Source organism: Leifsonia aquatica H1aii (assembly GCF_000633535.1).
Lineage (GTDB): Bacteria > Actinomycetota > Actinomycetes > Actinomycetales > Microbacteriaceae > Leifsonia > Leifsonia aquatica_A.
In genome coordinates this window covers 557,874-572,314 of the sequence record NZ_AYMR01000009.1, presented here as the reverse complement: position 1 = coordinate 572,314, position 14,441 = coordinate 557,874, and the positions used below count along the sequence as shown (strand labels likewise).

At 71.6% G+C, this 14,441-nt stretch carries 10 protein-coding genes; 2 read left to right on the top strand and 8 right to left on the bottom strand.

The window, feature by feature from the left end:
- Window positions 1-88: 88 nt before the first annotated feature.
- The 8 genes from gatB to U870_RS0111300 all read right to left on the bottom strand — a co-directional run bounded on the left by gatB (window position 89) and on the right by U870_RS0111300 (window position 11,799).
- On the bottom strand, window positions 89-1,588 hold the full coding sequence (gene gatB / locus U870_RS0111335; protein WP_025157505.1) for an Asp-tRNA(Asn)/Glu-tRNA(Gln) amidotransferase subunit GatB: 1,500 nt from the start codon (window positions 1,586-1,588) through the stop codon (window positions 89-91).
- The gene (gatA, locus tag U870_RS0111330; RefSeq protein ID WP_025157504.1) at window positions 1,588-3,135 is read right to left on the bottom strand and encodes an Asp-tRNA(Asn)/Glu-tRNA(Gln) amidotransferase subunit GatA; all 1,548 of its coding nucleotides are present in this window, start codon (window positions 3,133-3,135) and stop codon (window positions 1,588-1,590) included. The genes gatB and gatA overlap by 1 nt, the downstream gene beginning before the upstream one ends.
- Window positions 3,136-3,137: 2 nt before the next feature.
- Window positions 3,138-3,434 carry an Asp-tRNA(Asn)/Glu-tRNA(Gln) amidotransferase subunit GatC gene (gatC, locus tag U870_RS0111325; protein ID WP_025157503.1) on the bottom strand — a complete coding sequence of 99 codons (297 nt, stop codon included), beginning with the start codon at window positions 3,432-3,434 and terminating at the stop codon, window positions 3,138-3,140.
- 62 nt (window positions 3,435-3,496) lie between these two features.
- Complete coding sequence (locus U870_RS0111320; protein ID WP_025157502.1) at window positions 3,497-5,254, bottom strand: alkaline phosphatase family protein; 1,758 nt, start codon at window positions 5,252-5,254, stop codon at window positions 3,497-3,499.
- 110 nt (window positions 5,255-5,364) lie between these two features.
- Window positions 5,365-6,624, bottom strand: coding sequence for an alpha/beta hydrolase (locus U870_RS0111315; RefSeq protein ID WP_043709981.1), 1,260 nt, complete (start codon window positions 6,622-6,624; stop codon window positions 5,365-5,367).
- Between the two features lie 192 nt (window positions 6,625-6,816).
- The gene (gene ligA / locus U870_RS0111310; protein ID WP_052357695.1) at window positions 6,817-9,195 is read right to left on the bottom strand and encodes an NAD-dependent DNA ligase LigA; all 2,379 of its coding nucleotides are present in this window, start codon (window positions 9,193-9,195) and stop codon (window positions 6,817-6,819) included.
- A 127-nt stretch (window positions 9,196-9,322) separates the two neighbouring features.
- Window positions 9,323-10,423 carry a tRNA 2-thiouridine(34) synthase MnmA gene (gene mnmA, locus U870_RS0111305; RefSeq protein ID WP_025157500.1) on the bottom strand — a complete coding sequence of 367 codons (1,101 nt, stop codon included), beginning with the start codon at window positions 10,421-10,423 and terminating at the stop codon, window positions 9,323-9,325.
- Between the two features lie 197 nt (window positions 10,424-10,620).
- Window positions 10,621-11,799, bottom strand: coding sequence for a cysteine desulfurase family protein (locus tag U870_RS0111300; RefSeq protein ID WP_025157499.1), 1,179 nt, complete (start codon window positions 11,797-11,799; stop codon window positions 10,621-10,623).
- A 69-nt stretch (window positions 11,800-11,868) separates the two neighbouring features.
- Between U870_RS0111300 and glgX the strand changes: the two genes are divergently transcribed.
- Window positions 11,869-13,944 (top strand): glycogen debranching protein GlgX, encoded by a 2,076-nt coding sequence (gene glgX / locus U870_RS0111295; protein WP_025157498.1) that lies wholly within the window; start codon window positions 11,869-11,871, stop codon window positions 13,942-13,944.
- Window positions 13,944-14,441, top strand: a complete 498-nt coding sequence (gene ybaK, locus U870_RS0111290) for a Cys-tRNA(Pro) deacylase (protein WP_025157497.1) — start codon at window positions 13,944-13,946, stop codon at window positions 14,439-14,441. Before glgX ends, ybaK begins: the two co-directional genes overlap by 1 nt.

Genomic DNA, 14,441 nt, shown 5'->3' with positions numbered 1-14,441 from the left:
CCGCGCTGTCCACGCGCGCATCCACCTGACACGACACGCCGTGCGAGTGGAGGCTCGCACGGCGTGTCGTGACAGATCGTCCGGGCGACTACTGGGCGGCGCGCTCCAGGACCAGCTCGCGGACGCGTGCGGCGTCCGCCTGACCCTTCATGGCCTTCATCACCGCGCCGATGACGGCGCCGGCGGCCTGCACCTTGCCGTCACGGATCTTCGCCAGCACGTCGGGCTGGGCGGCCAGCGCCTCGTCGATGGCGGCGATCAGCGCCCCGTCGTCCGAGACGACCGCGAGACCGCGGGCGTCCACGACCTCCTGCGGACGACCCTCGCCGGCGACGACGCCCTCCAGCACCTGGCGGGCCAGCCGGTCGGTGAGCGTGCCCGCCTCGACCAGCGCGGCCAGCTCAGCCACGTGGGCCGGGCTCACGAGCGTGCCGGCGGGGAGGTTCGACGCGTTCGCGAGTCGGGCGATCTCACCGGTCCACCACTTGCGGGCCGCGGCGGCCGGCGCACCGGCGGCGACCGTGGCCTCCACCTCGTCGAGCAGATCGGCGTTCTCGACGTCCTGGAACTCCAGGGCGGTGAAGCCCCACTCGGCGGCGAGGCGCTTGCGGCGCGCGGACGGCTGCTCGGGCAGCGTGCCGCGCAGCTCCTCGACCCACTCGCGGCTCGGCGCCACCGGGACCAGGTCGGGCTCCGGGAAGTACCGGTAGTCGTCCGCGTCGCTCTTCGGACGGCCGGCGCTGGTGGTGCCGGTGTCCTCGTGCCAGTGGCGGGTCTCCTGGGTGATCGTGCCGCCGGCGTCGAGGATGGCGGCCTGCCGCTGGATCTCGTAGCGCACGGCGCGCTCGACCGAGCGCAGCGAGTTCACGTTCTTCGTCTCGGTGCGGGTGCCGAGCTGGTCGGAGCCGCGACGGCGCAGGGACACGTTCGCGTCGCAGCGGACGTTGCCCTCCTCCATCCGCGCGTTCGACACACCCAGCGCCTTCACGATGTCGCGGATCGCGCGCACGTAGGTGCGCCCGATCTCGGGGGCGTCGTGCTCGGCGCCCTCGATCATCCGCGTCACGATCTCCACGAGCGGCACGCCGCCGCGGTTGTAGTCCACGAGCGAGTAGTCCGCACCCTGGATGCGCCCGGTGGCGCCGCCGATGTGCGTCAGCTTGCCTGCGTCCTCCTCCATGTGCGCGCGCTCGATCAGCACCGTGACCTCGCGGCCGGACTCCAGCTCGATGGTGACCGAGCCGTCGTGGGCGATCGGCTCGTCGTACTGCGAGGTCTGGAAGTTCTTCGCGGTGTCCGGGTAGAAGTAGTTCTTGCGCGCGAAGCGGCTCGACTCGGCGATGCCGCAGCCCAGGGCGAGGCCCAGGCGGATGCTCGACTCGATCGCCTTCTCGTTCACCTGGGGCAGTCCGCCGGGCAGACCCAGACAGGTCGGACAGGTGTTCGTGTTGGCGCCCGAGCCGAACTCGTTCGCGCAGCCGCAGAACATCTTCGTCTTGGTGTTCAGCTCGACGTGCACCTCGAAGCCGAGCACCGGCTCGAACAGTTCGAGGGCCTTGTCGAAGTCCATCAGTTCCGCTCCGGCCATCAGACGGCTCCCTCTTCGCTCGCGAACATCTCGGTGGCGGCCAGGTCCGGCGCCTGGCTCAGCAGGGTGCGCCCCCACTTCTCCTCCAGCAGCCGCTCCAGGGCGGCGCCGATGGTGTACAGCCGGGCGTCGGCGCGGGCCGGAGCCATCAGCTGCATGCCGACCGGCAGGCCGTCCTCCGGCGCGAGGCCGATGGGCAGTCCCATGCCGGGCACGCCGGCGAGGTTCGCCGGGATGGTGGTGATGTCGTTGAGGTACATCGCCATCGGATCGGCGAGCTTCTCGCCGAGCTTGAACGCCGTGGTCGGCGCGCTGGGGCTGACCAGCACGTCGACCTTCTCGAACGCGGCCGAGAAGTCGCGCTGGATGAGAGTGCGGACCTTCTGGGCGCTGCCGTAGTACGCGTCGTAGTAGCCGGCGCTCAACGCATACGTGCCGAGGATGATGCGTCGCTTCACCTCCGGCCCGAAGCCGGCGTCGCGGGTGGCGGCCATCACGCGCTCGACCGTGACGGGACCGTCCTGCGGGTCGACGCGGAGCCCGAACCGCACGGAGTCGAAGCGGGCCAGGTTGCTGGACGCCTCGGCCGGGAGGATGAGGTAGTAGGCGGCGACGGCGTACTCGAAGCTCGGCGCGCTGACCTCCACGACCTCGGCTCCCGCGCCCTCCAGGAGGGCCACGGCCTCGTCGAAGCGCTGCTTCACGCCGGCCTGGAAGCCCTCGCCGGCGATCTCCTTGATGACGCCGACGCGGACGCCGCGCAGGGCGCCCTCCGCGAGGCCGGCCCGCGCAGCGGCGGCCATCGACGGCCAGGTGTCGGTGAGGGAGGTCGAGTCGAGCGGGTCGTGCCCGGCGATCACGTCGTGCAGCAGTCCCGCGTCGAGCACGGTCCGCGAGACCGGGCCGACCTGGTCCAGCGAGCTCGCCAGCGCGATCGCGCCGTAGCGGCTCACACCGCCGTAGGTCGGCTTGACGCCGACCGAACCCGTGACGGCCGCGGGCTGGCGGATCGATCCGCCGGTGTCGGATCCGAGCGCGAACGGCGCCTCGAACGCGGCAACGGCCGCGGCCGATCCACCGCCGGAGCCGCCGGGGATGCGCTCCAGGTCCCACGGGTTGCGGGTCGGGCCGTACGCCGAGTGCTCGGTGGAGGATCCCATCGCGAACTCGTCCATGTTGGTCTTGCCGAGCGGCACCAGGTCCGCCTCGCGCAGCTTGCGGACGACCGTGGCGTCGTACGGCGGCAACCAGCCCTCGAGGATCTTCGATCCGGAGGTCGACGGCATGTCGTTCGTCGCCAGCACGTCCTTGATCGCGACGGGCACACCCGCCAGCGGCCCGAGGGCGTCGCCTGCGGCACGACGGCCGTCGATCTCGGCGGCGGTGCGGAGGGCCTTCTCCCCCGCGACGTGCAGGTAGGCGTGCACGTCCGCATCGACGGCCTCGATGCGCTCGAGGTGGGCACGGGTCGCCTCGACCGACGACACCTCGCCCGCCGTGAGCAGGTCGGCCAGGGCGGCGGCGCTGATTCTGGTCAGGTCCGTCATGGTCACTCCTCGTCCAGGATCGGGGCGACCTTGAAACGGTCGCCGTCGCGTGCGGGGGCGCCGGAGAGCGCCTGGTCGACCGTCAGGGACGGGACGACCTCGTCGCGGCGGAACACGTTGGTCAGCGGCAGCGGGTGGCTGGTCGCCGGCACGTCCGGTCCGGCGACCTGCTGCACCTTGGCGACCGACTCCACGATCTGGCCGAGCTCGCTGGTGAGGCTCTCGATCTCTTCCGGGCTGAGGTCGATCCTGGCGAGACTCGCCAGGTGCGCGACCTGTTCTGCGCTGATTTCGGACATACGTCTCCGTCGGTGCTGGTGTGTTGAGGTGCCGCGGGTGCGCCCGGCGGCCTACGTCGATTCTATTGCTCGCCGAACAGCCCGAGGCCGAGCCGGTGCACGGCGTCGTACGCCTGCTGGTACGTCTCCGGGATGGCGTCGCCCGGCAGACCGTAGCGCGCGGTGAGCAGGCCCACCAGCCCGATGCCGGGCGGGCTCAGCGGGCGGTCCTGCTCTCCCGCCGCCGGGGCGTCCGCCTCCGGGTTCGCCGGCAGGTACTGCGGGTGGGTGTCCGGCCAGGTCCCCGGCTGCCGCGGCGTCGTCAGGTTGATCGCGTCGCGCAGCGTCCGCGCGCCGCGATCCCGCTCGGTCAGGTGCGGCAGCCCGTACTTCTCGCACAGGGTGGCGATCACCGCCGCGTGGTGCATCTCCTCGTGGAGGATCGACCCGCGCGCGGTGTAGGCCGAGATCGCGATGGCGGGGACCCGCAGCCCGAGCCGGTCGAACAGGAAGGCGTTCTCCCCCGGGCCACTCTGGTCCGGCGGGGTCGCCGGTCCGGGCGGCACGTGATCGTACGTCCCGCCGTGCTCGTCGAAGGTGACCAGCAGCATGGTGTTGAGGGCATTGGAGCCCGACGCGCTGCGGGACGACCGGATCGCGGAGTACACCTCGTGCAGCAGCAGGTCCCCGGCGCGGACGTCCGAGATGGCGCCCCCGACGATCACGTCGCCTGCGACATCCTCCTCGGTCGCGGGGCCGCCCGGCGGGTGCATGTCGTTGTGGTCGTACAGCAGCCGCGGCTCGACGAACGCGTAGTCGGGGAGCGTGCCCTCCTCGACGTCCTTGTAGAAGTGGGACATCGTCCGGAAGTTGCTGCGCCAGAAGGGCTCCAGCGCGGGTGCGTGGATGAAGCCGGTCAGCGAGATCAGCTGGCGGTCGTCGTAGTAGACCCGCCAGGTGCGACCGGCCTCCTCGAGCCGGTTGAAGATCGTCGGCGCGTCGTTGGCCGGATCGAACCACTTGCGCAGCCCTCCGTCGCCGCCGTTGTCGACGTAGCCGTGGGAGGTCGACGCATGGAAGAACGACCGGTTGCAGAAGGTCTGCGACGGCACCGCGCAGTGCCAGTCGTCGTAGACGGCGAACTGCCGCGCGAGCGTCGAGAACACGGGCAGCATGTCCGGGGTGAACGCACCCATGATGCGGCGGTAGTCGTCGATCCCGGGCTCCTGCCCGGTGTCCTTGCGCAGCACGCCGATGTAGTCGCGCACGAAGCCGTCCATGCCGGGCTTCTGGCCGGGCCGGGGCGCGTTGTAGGGCGGGAGCATGTCCTTCACCAGGGCGTCCGCGTTCGACGGCGGATCGACGATCCCGAACAACTGGGTGTTGACGTGCGGGTACACCTCCCCCGGGTCGGGCGACGGCTGGCGCATCACGAAGTCGGTGGTGCCCTCGTAGGCGTGCACCGGGATGTCGGGGCCGCCGTTCGGATCGGGGTTGCTGTACGCGCCGAAGGCCAGCCCATCGAAGCGTTTGCCCTCCGGAAGGGACTTTTCGTCGTACAGCCAGCCGAGGAGGTTGTCGAACGAGCGGTTCTCGTACATCAGCACCACGAGGTGGTCGAACCCGGGACGCGCCTGCGGCGGCAGCGGCGGGTACTCCTCGCCGGGCTCCGCCCGCGGTGTCTCGTCCGGCCGGGAGGCGAACGCCGCACCCGCGGCCGCACCCGCGGCCGCTCCCCCGGCGCCGCCCGCGACCGCACCCGCGGCCACGAGACCCGCGCCTTTGAGGAAGTCGCGGCGCGACGACCCGCGTCGCCCCTGCTGCTCGTCGTCCGATCCCATCCCGTCCATTATGGGGCTCACGGACACGCGCGGCTCACGGACGCGTGCGGCTCACGGACGCGTGCGGCTCACGGACGCGTGCGGCTCGCACACGGATCAGACCCGAACGGTCAGAGGACGAGTCGTCCCTGATCGATGCCGATCATCGCCAGGTTGCGCATGCACTCCGTGCCTGCGGTGAAGTACTCGTTGTGCCCGGTCGACCCGGCCAGCGTGCGGTGCGTCAACGGATCGACGGCACCGCCCACACCCATCTTCTTGGCGCCGTACGACGGCGAGCCGGGGTCGCTGCCGAAGAACGCGCTGTCGACGATCGGGTCCATCGGGGCTTCGCCGACCCAGACGTTGCCGCCGCGCACCGAGAGGTCCTTCACCGATTGGGCGTCGCTGCCGGGCGATCCCATCAGCGCGAGCGCATCCACCTCCACGGTCCCCCGCTCGAGCGCGAGCAGTGCTGCGGTCGAGCCGTACGAGTGGGCGAAGACGCTGAGGTAGGGCGGGTCCGTCGCGCGGAGGCTCTTGATCCCCTCGAGCGTGCGCTCCAGGCTGTCCGCACCCTGCTGCGCGAGCGCCAGGCCGCCGATGTTGGTGAGCACCGGCGTCTGGTAGCCGATCCACGCGACGACCGCGACTCCGGGAGGGCTGGTCCCGCTGCGCGGCCCGAGGATCCGACCGAGGAAGGCGGTCTGCTGGTCGTGCAGGTCCTGCGCGACCGCGGCCCAGGCCTCGATCTGCTCGCCGACGGACATGTACATGCCGGGGACCAGGACGCTGACGTACTTCGCCGTGCTGAGATCCCCGACCACGATGGCGGCCTTGGCGTCATCCGAGGTGTCCAGCGACACCAGGGTGCGGGTCACGCCGTCCATCTTCGCGAGCGCGGCCTTCACATTGCCGAGGGTGGTCAACTGGCGCTGGAGGGTGAGGCGCTCGGTCTTGCCCCGCTCGGTCTTCAGATCGCTCTTCGCTGCGGCAATGGTGCGTTTGAGGTCGAGGGCGTTCGCCCGGCCGCGCACGCTGTACGGCACTCCCTCGAGGTTGCCGATGAGGTGCGGGGCCTCCTTCAGCAGCACCGCCTGCTGCTTGCCGTCCAGGATCGACCAGACGCGGCTGACGTCGCTGGCGGCGGGCGGGTCGGAGATCAGCTTGTCGATCTCGGCCCGGTGGCCGCTGAGGTAGGCGGGCAGCGCGGACGCGCTGACCCCGGCGATGCGTCCGAGCGTGGACGATGCCGCGACCGTGGAGGCCCCCGCGACGGGAGCGTCCGAGGTGATGCCGGCGACCGCCACGGTCGACGCGACCGGGGCCGCTGCGGCGGCGTCGGCGGGCACGACGAAGGCCCCGGTGAGTCCGGAGACTACCGAGGTCACGGTGACGACAGCTGCAAAGCCGACCAGCACTCCGTCCGGGTCCCTCCGAGAGCGAGCGAGCTAAGCCCTTGCAGTGCACCCTGGGCGAGCGCACTCCTCGATGCTATCGGGGAAAACATGGACGTCGGCAGGACGTTCTACCCCCGATTCAGGGGGAGACTTGAGATCCTGTCCGCGCTTTGACTGACAGTTTCAGGCCTCATCGAGGGCCTGGGGACCCTGCTCGACGAGGATCCGGAACTGCGCGGCGTCGAGGACGCGCAGGCCGAGCTCTTCGGCCTTGGTCAGCTTGGACCCGGCGCCGGGCCCCGCAGCGACGAAATCGGTCTTCTTCGAGACGCTGGAGGCCGCCTTGCCGCCCGCCGCGATGATCGCCTCCTGGGCGCCCTCACGGGTGTACCCGTCGAGGGAGCCGGTGGCGACGACGGTGAGACCCGCGAGCACGCCTCCCGCCTCGGCCGCGGCGCCCGGCCCGGGGTGGCCCGGTGTCGTGAACTGCACTCCGGCCTGCGTCCAGCGCTCGACGATGTCGAGATGCCAGTCGACGCCGAACCAGTCGATGACGGCGTCGGCGATGATGCCGCCGACCCCGTCGACCTCGGCGAGCTCCTCACGGGTCGCGGCACGGATCGCATCGAGCGAACCGAAGTAGTCGGCCAGGGCGCGGGCCGCGACCGGGCCGACGTGCCGGATGTTGAGCGAGACGAGGATGCGCCAGAGCGGCTTGGTCTTCGCCTTCTCGAGCTCGGCGAGCAGCTTGGTCGCCGCCTCGGACGGCAGCACCGTCTGGTGGTCCTTGCGGATCCCCCTCCGGCGGCGCTCGGCCGGGTCGAGCTCCTCGGTGCCGGGCGGATAGGTCTTGGCGCCGAGCCGTTGGAACGGCGACCGGCGCACGGGTTCGCCGGTGACCTCGTCGAGCTTGATCTCACCCGTCTCGGCGTCGCGCACGACCACCTCGACGGGCACCAGCTCGTCCAGCTGCAGGTCGAACAGCCGCGCCTCGGTGACGAGCGGCGGCGTGGCGGGGACCAGCGGCTGGGTCAGGGCGGCAGCGGTCACCTCGCCGAGTGCCTCGATGTCGAGGCCTCCGCGGGAGCCGATGTGCTCGACCCGGCCGCGCACCTGGGCCGGGCACGACTTCGCGTTCGGGCAGCGGAGGTCGATGTCGCCCTCCTTCATCGGGCGCAGCGGGGTGCCGCACTCGGGGCAGACCTCCGGCATGTGCCACTCGATCTCGGAGCCGTCGCGCAGCTGCTCGACGGCGCCCAGGATCTCGGGGATGACGTCGCCCGCTTTGCGCAGGACCACGGTGTCGCCGATCATCACGCCCTTCGCCCGCACCACCTGCTGGTTGTGGAGCGTCGCCTGTCGCACGGTCGAGCCGGCGACCTTCACCGGCTCCATGACGGCGTAGGGAGTCGCGCGGCCGGTGCGGCCGACGCCCACGACGATGTCGAGGAGGGTGGTGTGCACCTCCTCGGGCGGGTACTTGTACGCGATCGCCCAGCGCGGCGCCCTGCTGGTCGCACCGAGCTCGACGTGCAGCTCGAGTTCGTCCACCTTGACCACGATGCCGTCGATCTCGTGCTCGACGTCGTGCCGGTGCTCACCCCGGTCGGCGATGTAGCCGGCGACCTCCTCGACGCCGTCGAACACCCGCGAGTGCGGTGACACCGGCAGGCCCCACCCGGCCAGGAGGCCGTAGATCTCGGACTGCGCCGCGACATCGGGATGCTGCCACGCGCCGATGCCGTGCAGATACAGGGAGAGCCGGCCGAGGCGCTCGCGCATCAGCTCCAGTTCGAGGGCGTTCTTCTTCTCGCGGCGCTGCCGGAGGCTGCCGGCGGCGGTGTTGCGGGCGTTGGCGAACTCCGGGAAGCGGGTCTTGATCGCGTCCTCCGGCTTGCCCTTCGCCCGCTCGTCCGCCTCGTACGCGGCCTGGAGCTCACGCTGCCGATCGTTGAGCGCCTCGAAGTCCACGGTGCGCAGGAAGACCTCGCCGCGCACCTCGAAGAACGACGGGTACCCGGTGCCGCTCAGCTCGCGCGGGATGGCGGGGATCCAGTCCACGTTCTCCGTGATGTCCTCCCCGACCCGGCCGTCGCCGCGCGTGGTCGCCGTCTCGAGCACGCCGTCGCTGTAGGCGAGGCTGATCGCGAGCCCGTCGATCTTCAGCTCGGTGAGCCAGCGCACCGAGCGCCCGGCCGCCGCGGCGGTCTTGGCGGCCCACTCGCGGAACTCGTCGATCGAGAACACGTTGTCGAGGCTGAGCATCCGTTCGGCATGCTCGTGCTCGGGAAAGCCGATGGAGGCGACGGCCGCGCCGACCTGCTGGGTGGGGCTGTCCTGCCCCGCCAGCTCGGGGAACGCGCGCTCGAGCGCCTCCAGCCGGTGGAAGTCCGCGTCGTACTCGGCGTCGGAGAGCGCCGAGTCGCCATCGCCGTAGTAGGCGAGGCGGGCCCCTTCGATGCGCTCGGCCAGCCGATCGGCCTCGGTGCGGGCCGCCTCGAAGTCGAGGTCGCCGAACTCGAGGTCGCCGAACTCGACCGGGGTGTCACTCGTCTCAGAGATCTCGCTCACGGACCAAGTCTAGGCAGCGCCGCCGACAGCGCCGCGAGCCCCTCCGCCGCGCGCGCATTCGTCACGAATCGCGCGATACCGCGCGCAGGAGTCGACATTCGTGACGAATGTCCGCCCGTCAGACGGGGACGGCGGAGACGGTGCGGTCGATCGTGGTCTGGCCGAGCACCCGGGTGCCGACGTACACGACGGCGGTCTGCCCGGGCGCCACGCCGTCGAGCGGCGTCCGTGGGCGCACCACGAGCTCCCCGTCGGCCACCCGAGCGACGGCGGGCACGGGATCGGCGTGCGCGCGGATCTGCACGTCGCAGTCGAACGGCGTCTCCGGGTCCTCGGGCGCCCGCCCTGCCCAGGTGAACCGCGACCCCGCGATCTCCGCGATGTCGAGCGCCTCCTTCGGGCCGACGACCACGGTGTTGTCCTTCGGCCGCACCTCCAGCACGAACCGGGGGCGCCCGTCGGCCGACGGGTAGCCGATGTTGAGGCCCTTGCGCTGGCCGACCGTGAAGGCGAGGGCGCCCTCGTGGGAGCCGATCCGGTTGCCGTCGCGGTCCAGGATGTCGCCCGTCTCGGCGCCGACGCGTTCGGCGAGCCAGCCGCGGGTGTCGCCGTCCGGGATGAAGCAGATGTCGTGGGAGTCGGGCTTGTTGGCGACGCTGAGTCCGCGCGCGGCGGCCTCCGCCCGCACCTCCGCCTTCGACGGCGTGGCTCCCAGAGGGAACATCGCGTGCGCGAGCTGGTCGGCCGTCAGCACTCCGAGGACGTACGACTGGTCCTTCGCCCAGGCGCTGGCCCGGTGCAGCTCGCGGTCGCCGTTCTCATCGGTGACGATCGCGGCGTAGTGCCCGGTGCACACGGCGTCGAAGCCGAGGTCGAGCGCCTTCTCGAGCAGCGCGGCGAACTTGATCCGCTCGTTGCAGCGCATGCACGGGTTGGGCGTCCGGCCGGCGGCGTACTCGGCGATGAAGTCGTCGACGACGTCGAGCTTGAAGCGCTCCGAGAAGTCCCACACGTAGTAGGGGATGCCGATGATATTGGCGGCCCGCTGCGCATCCATCGAGTCCTCGATGGTGCAGCAGCCGCGACTGCCGGTGCGCAGCGTGCCGGGCATCCGGCTCAACGCCAGGTGCACGCCGACCACGTCGTGACCGGCCTCGACGGCGCGCGCCGCCGCCACTGCGGAGTCGACTCCCCCGCTCATCGCTGCCAGAACCTTCACCCCGGGATTCTACGCCGCCCCGGCTGGACGCCCGCTCCGTCCACCGCCGTCCCTCCGCCCCGCGGCTCGCCGCGCCGGGGTCGCGCTCTGTCGCTCCGCCCGCCCCACAGCGACGGAATGCGACCCCGCACGGTCATCTGCGCGGCGAGCACGGCAGGCGCGGCGAGCGCGGTGGGCACGGCGGCCGCGGCGGGCGCTCAGGCGAGCCGCGTGGCGCGCTCGGCGTGGCCGGCACGCGCAGCCTGGGCGTATGCGCCGGGCAGGGCGGCGAGCAGCGCGTCGACGTCGTCCTCGGTCGAGGTGCGGCCGAGGGTGAACCGCAGCGCGCTGCGGGCGTCGAGCTCGCTCCGGCCCATCGCGAGGAGCACCTGCGACGGCTCCGGGATCCCCGCGGTGCAGGCCGAGCCGGTCGACACCGACAGCCCGGCCAGGTCGAGCAGGAAGAGCAGCGAGTCGCCCTGCGCTCCCGGGAACACGAAGTGGGCGTTGGAGGCGACCCGCTCCCCGCTCTCGGGCGTCGGACCGCTCAGCACGGCCTCCGGCGCCGCCGAGCGCACTCCCGCGATCAAGCGGTCGCGGAGCGCGGCGAGGCGCCGGCCCTCCGACTCCCGCTCCGCCTCCGCCGCCCGCGCGGCGACGGCGAACCCGACGGCGGCGGCGACATCCTGCGTACCGCTGCGCACCTGGCGCTGCTGGCCGCCGCCGTGGATGAGCGGGACCACGGTCGAGGTCCGGCTCAGCACGAGTGCGCCGATGCCGACCGGGCCGCCGATCTTGTGGGCGGACACGCTGAGGGCGTCGGCGCCGAGCGCGGCGAAATCGATCGGCAGGTGCCCGTAGGCGGAGACCGCGTCGACGTGCACCGGGACGCCGGCCTCGCGCGCACCGCCGACCAGCTCGCCGATCGGCTGGATCGTGCCGACCTCGTTGTTCACGGCGAGGAACGTGAGCAGCGCCGTCTCGGCGGGCTCGCCGATCGGCGCGGGGACGATCCGTCCCTCGGCGTCGAGGTCGAGCCACTGCGGCCGGGCGCCCTCCGCCCGCTCCAGCCAGTCCACCGCGTCGGTGGTCGCGTGATGCTCGCCGCCCGGGAGCAGGATACGCGGACGGGCGGCCCCCGCGTTGCGCGCCCAGTACAGTCCCTTGACCGCCAGGTTGACCGCCTCCGTGCCGCCCGAGGTGAAGACCACCTCGATCGGGTCGCAGCCCAGCGTGGCCGCGACGGACTCGCGCGCCTCCTCCAGCATCCGCTTGGCCTCCTGGCCCTGACTGTGGATGCTGGAGGGGTTGCCGACGACACCCATCGCGTCGGCAAAGGCGGCGATCGCCTCGGGGCGCATGGGGGTCGTCGCGGCGTGGTCGAGATAGACCGGCACCGGGACCTCCTCGATGTGCGGGTGCGGCGCCGGGCGGGAGCACGGGCGCCACTCACTACTCTAGATCGCATGACCTCCGCCGATCCTCTGCGCAATCTGGGCGTCCGTGTCGGGCCGAACGGCGGCGAGCTGCGGGTGTTCTCCGCCAATGCCGACGCGATGGAGCTGTGCCTGTTCGACGAGCGCGACCCCAACTGGCTCGTCAAGACCCGGCCGATGACCCGGGATGCGAACGGCGTCTTCTCGGTGCGCTCCCGCTCCCTGACGATCGGCAGCCGCTACGCGATCCGTGTCTCCGGTCCGGCGTCGCCGCAGAACACCTTCAACCCGGAGACGCTGCTGCTCGACCCGTACGCCCGTGGTCTGGTGCGCGCCGGCTCCGATCACTGGCGCGGCGTCGTGATCGCCGACGGCTTCGACTGGGGGGAGGCGCGCAAGCCCGCGACCCCGCTCGACCGGACCGTGGTGTACGAGGCGCACGTGCGCGGCTTCAGCAAGGTGAACCCGGACGTTCCGGAGGAGCTGCGCGGCACCTATGCCGGTCTCGCCCACGAGTCGTCGATCGGCTACCTGCGCGACCTCGGCGTGACCGCGGTCGAACTGCTCCCGGTGCACACGTTCGTCTCGGAGCAGCGGCTGATCCAGCAGGGGCTGACGAACTACTGGGGGTACAACACCCTCAACTTCTTCGCTCCGCACGCGCCGTACGCGTCGCGGGCGGCTCAGGCGGCCGGCCCGGAGGCGGTCATCGCCGAGTTCAAGGGCATGGTGAAGCTCCTCCATCTGGCCGGGATCGAGGTCATCCTCGACGTGGTCTACAACCACACCGCTGAGGAGGGTATCGGGGGTCCGCGCACCAGTCTGCGCGGAATCGACAATGCCACCTACTACCGGCAGGACGACCACGGCGTCTACATCGATGTCACGGGGTGCGGCAACACCGTCGACTTCGGCCGGCCCGTGCCGCAGCGGCTCGTGCTCGACTCGCTGCGGTACTGGGCGAACGAGATGCAGATCGACGGCTTCCGGTTCGACCTGGCGGCGACGCTCGGCCGCGGCGCCGACGCGTCCTACTCCCCCGAGCACCCGCTGCTGCACGCGGCGCTCGACGACCCGGGCCTGCAGGGCGTGAAGATGATCGCCGAGCCGTGGGACGTCGGCCTGGGCGGGTGGCAGACCGGCAACTTCCCCGACGGCTGGTCGGAGTGGAACGACCGCTACCGCGACCGTGTGCGCAACTTCTGGCTCGCCGACGTCGCGGAGGCACGGCGGAACGGGCAGGCGCCGGTGGGCATCGGCGGTTTCGCCACCCGGCTCGCGGGCTCCTCGAACACTTTCTCCCCCGAGCGCGGGCCGCTCGCCTCGGTCAATTTCGTCACCGCGCACGACGGCTTCACCATGGCCGACCTCACCGCCTACGACGTCAAGCACAACCTCGGCAACGGCGAGGACAACCGCGACGGCACGGACAACAACCGGTCGTTCAACCACGGTGTCGAAGGGCCGACGGTGGACGAGAGCGTGCTGCTGAGCCGCAGCAAGGCGATGCGCAACCTGATGGGGACCCTGCTGCTCTCGGCCGGCGTGCCGATGATCACGGCCGGTGACGAGTACGGCCGCACCCAGCGCGGCAACAACAACGCGTACTGCCACGACAGCGAGCTCACCTGGCTGAGCTGGCTGCGCACGCGCGAGCAGCGCGAGTTCCACGAGACGACGAAGCGCCTCCTGGAACTGCGGCGCACGAACCCCGCCCTGCGGCCGAGCCGCTACGCCGTCTACGGGGAGACGACACCCAACGCGAGTCACATGGACTGGTTCGACGCCACCGGCGCCGGGATGGACGACGTGGACTGGAACTCGCCCGAGAACCGCACGCTGCAGTACCTGGTCGCCTCCACCCCGGACACGGAGGAGTTCAACCGGGTGCTCCTCATCGTCCACGGGGTCGAGGACGACGTGGAGGTCTCGCTTCCGGCCGCCCCCGGGGTCGAGTCGTACCAGCTGCTCTGGGACAGCGCGACCGAGGTCCCGATCGCGGAGGACCCGGCGCTGCTGGCGCCCGGCTCGACGCGGCTGGTCGGCGGGACGTCCATGCAGTTGTTCCGGGCGAACGGACCGCGCGTGACCGGGCCGGCCGACTGATGGCGAAGCAGAAGGCCGCCGCCGGCACGCCGGCGACGGCCGCGCTGACGAGGGCCGGGCTGCCTTTCACGCTGCATCCCTACACGCACGATCCGGCCGCCGCCTCGTTCGGGCTGGAGGCCGCGGAGGCGCTCGGAGTCGAGCCGGAGCGGGTGTTCAAGACGTTGCTCGCCGACACCGAGCTCGGCGTGGTGGTTGGCGTCGTGCCCGTGACCGGGCTGCTGGACCTCAAGGCGCTGGCCGGCGCGGTGGGCGCCAAGCGGGCTTCCATGGCCGACCCGGCCGTCGCCGAGCGTCGGACGGGCTACGTGGTCGGTGGGATCAGCCCGATCGGCCAGAAGAACCGGCACGTCACGGTGGTGGACGAGACCGCTCAGCTCTTCGACACCGTCTTCGTCTCGGGCGGCAGACGGGGGCTCGACCTCGAACTCGCGCCGGCCGACCTCCTGGCGGCGACCGACGGGTCGTATGCGGCGATCGCGAAGGCGTCGTCCTGA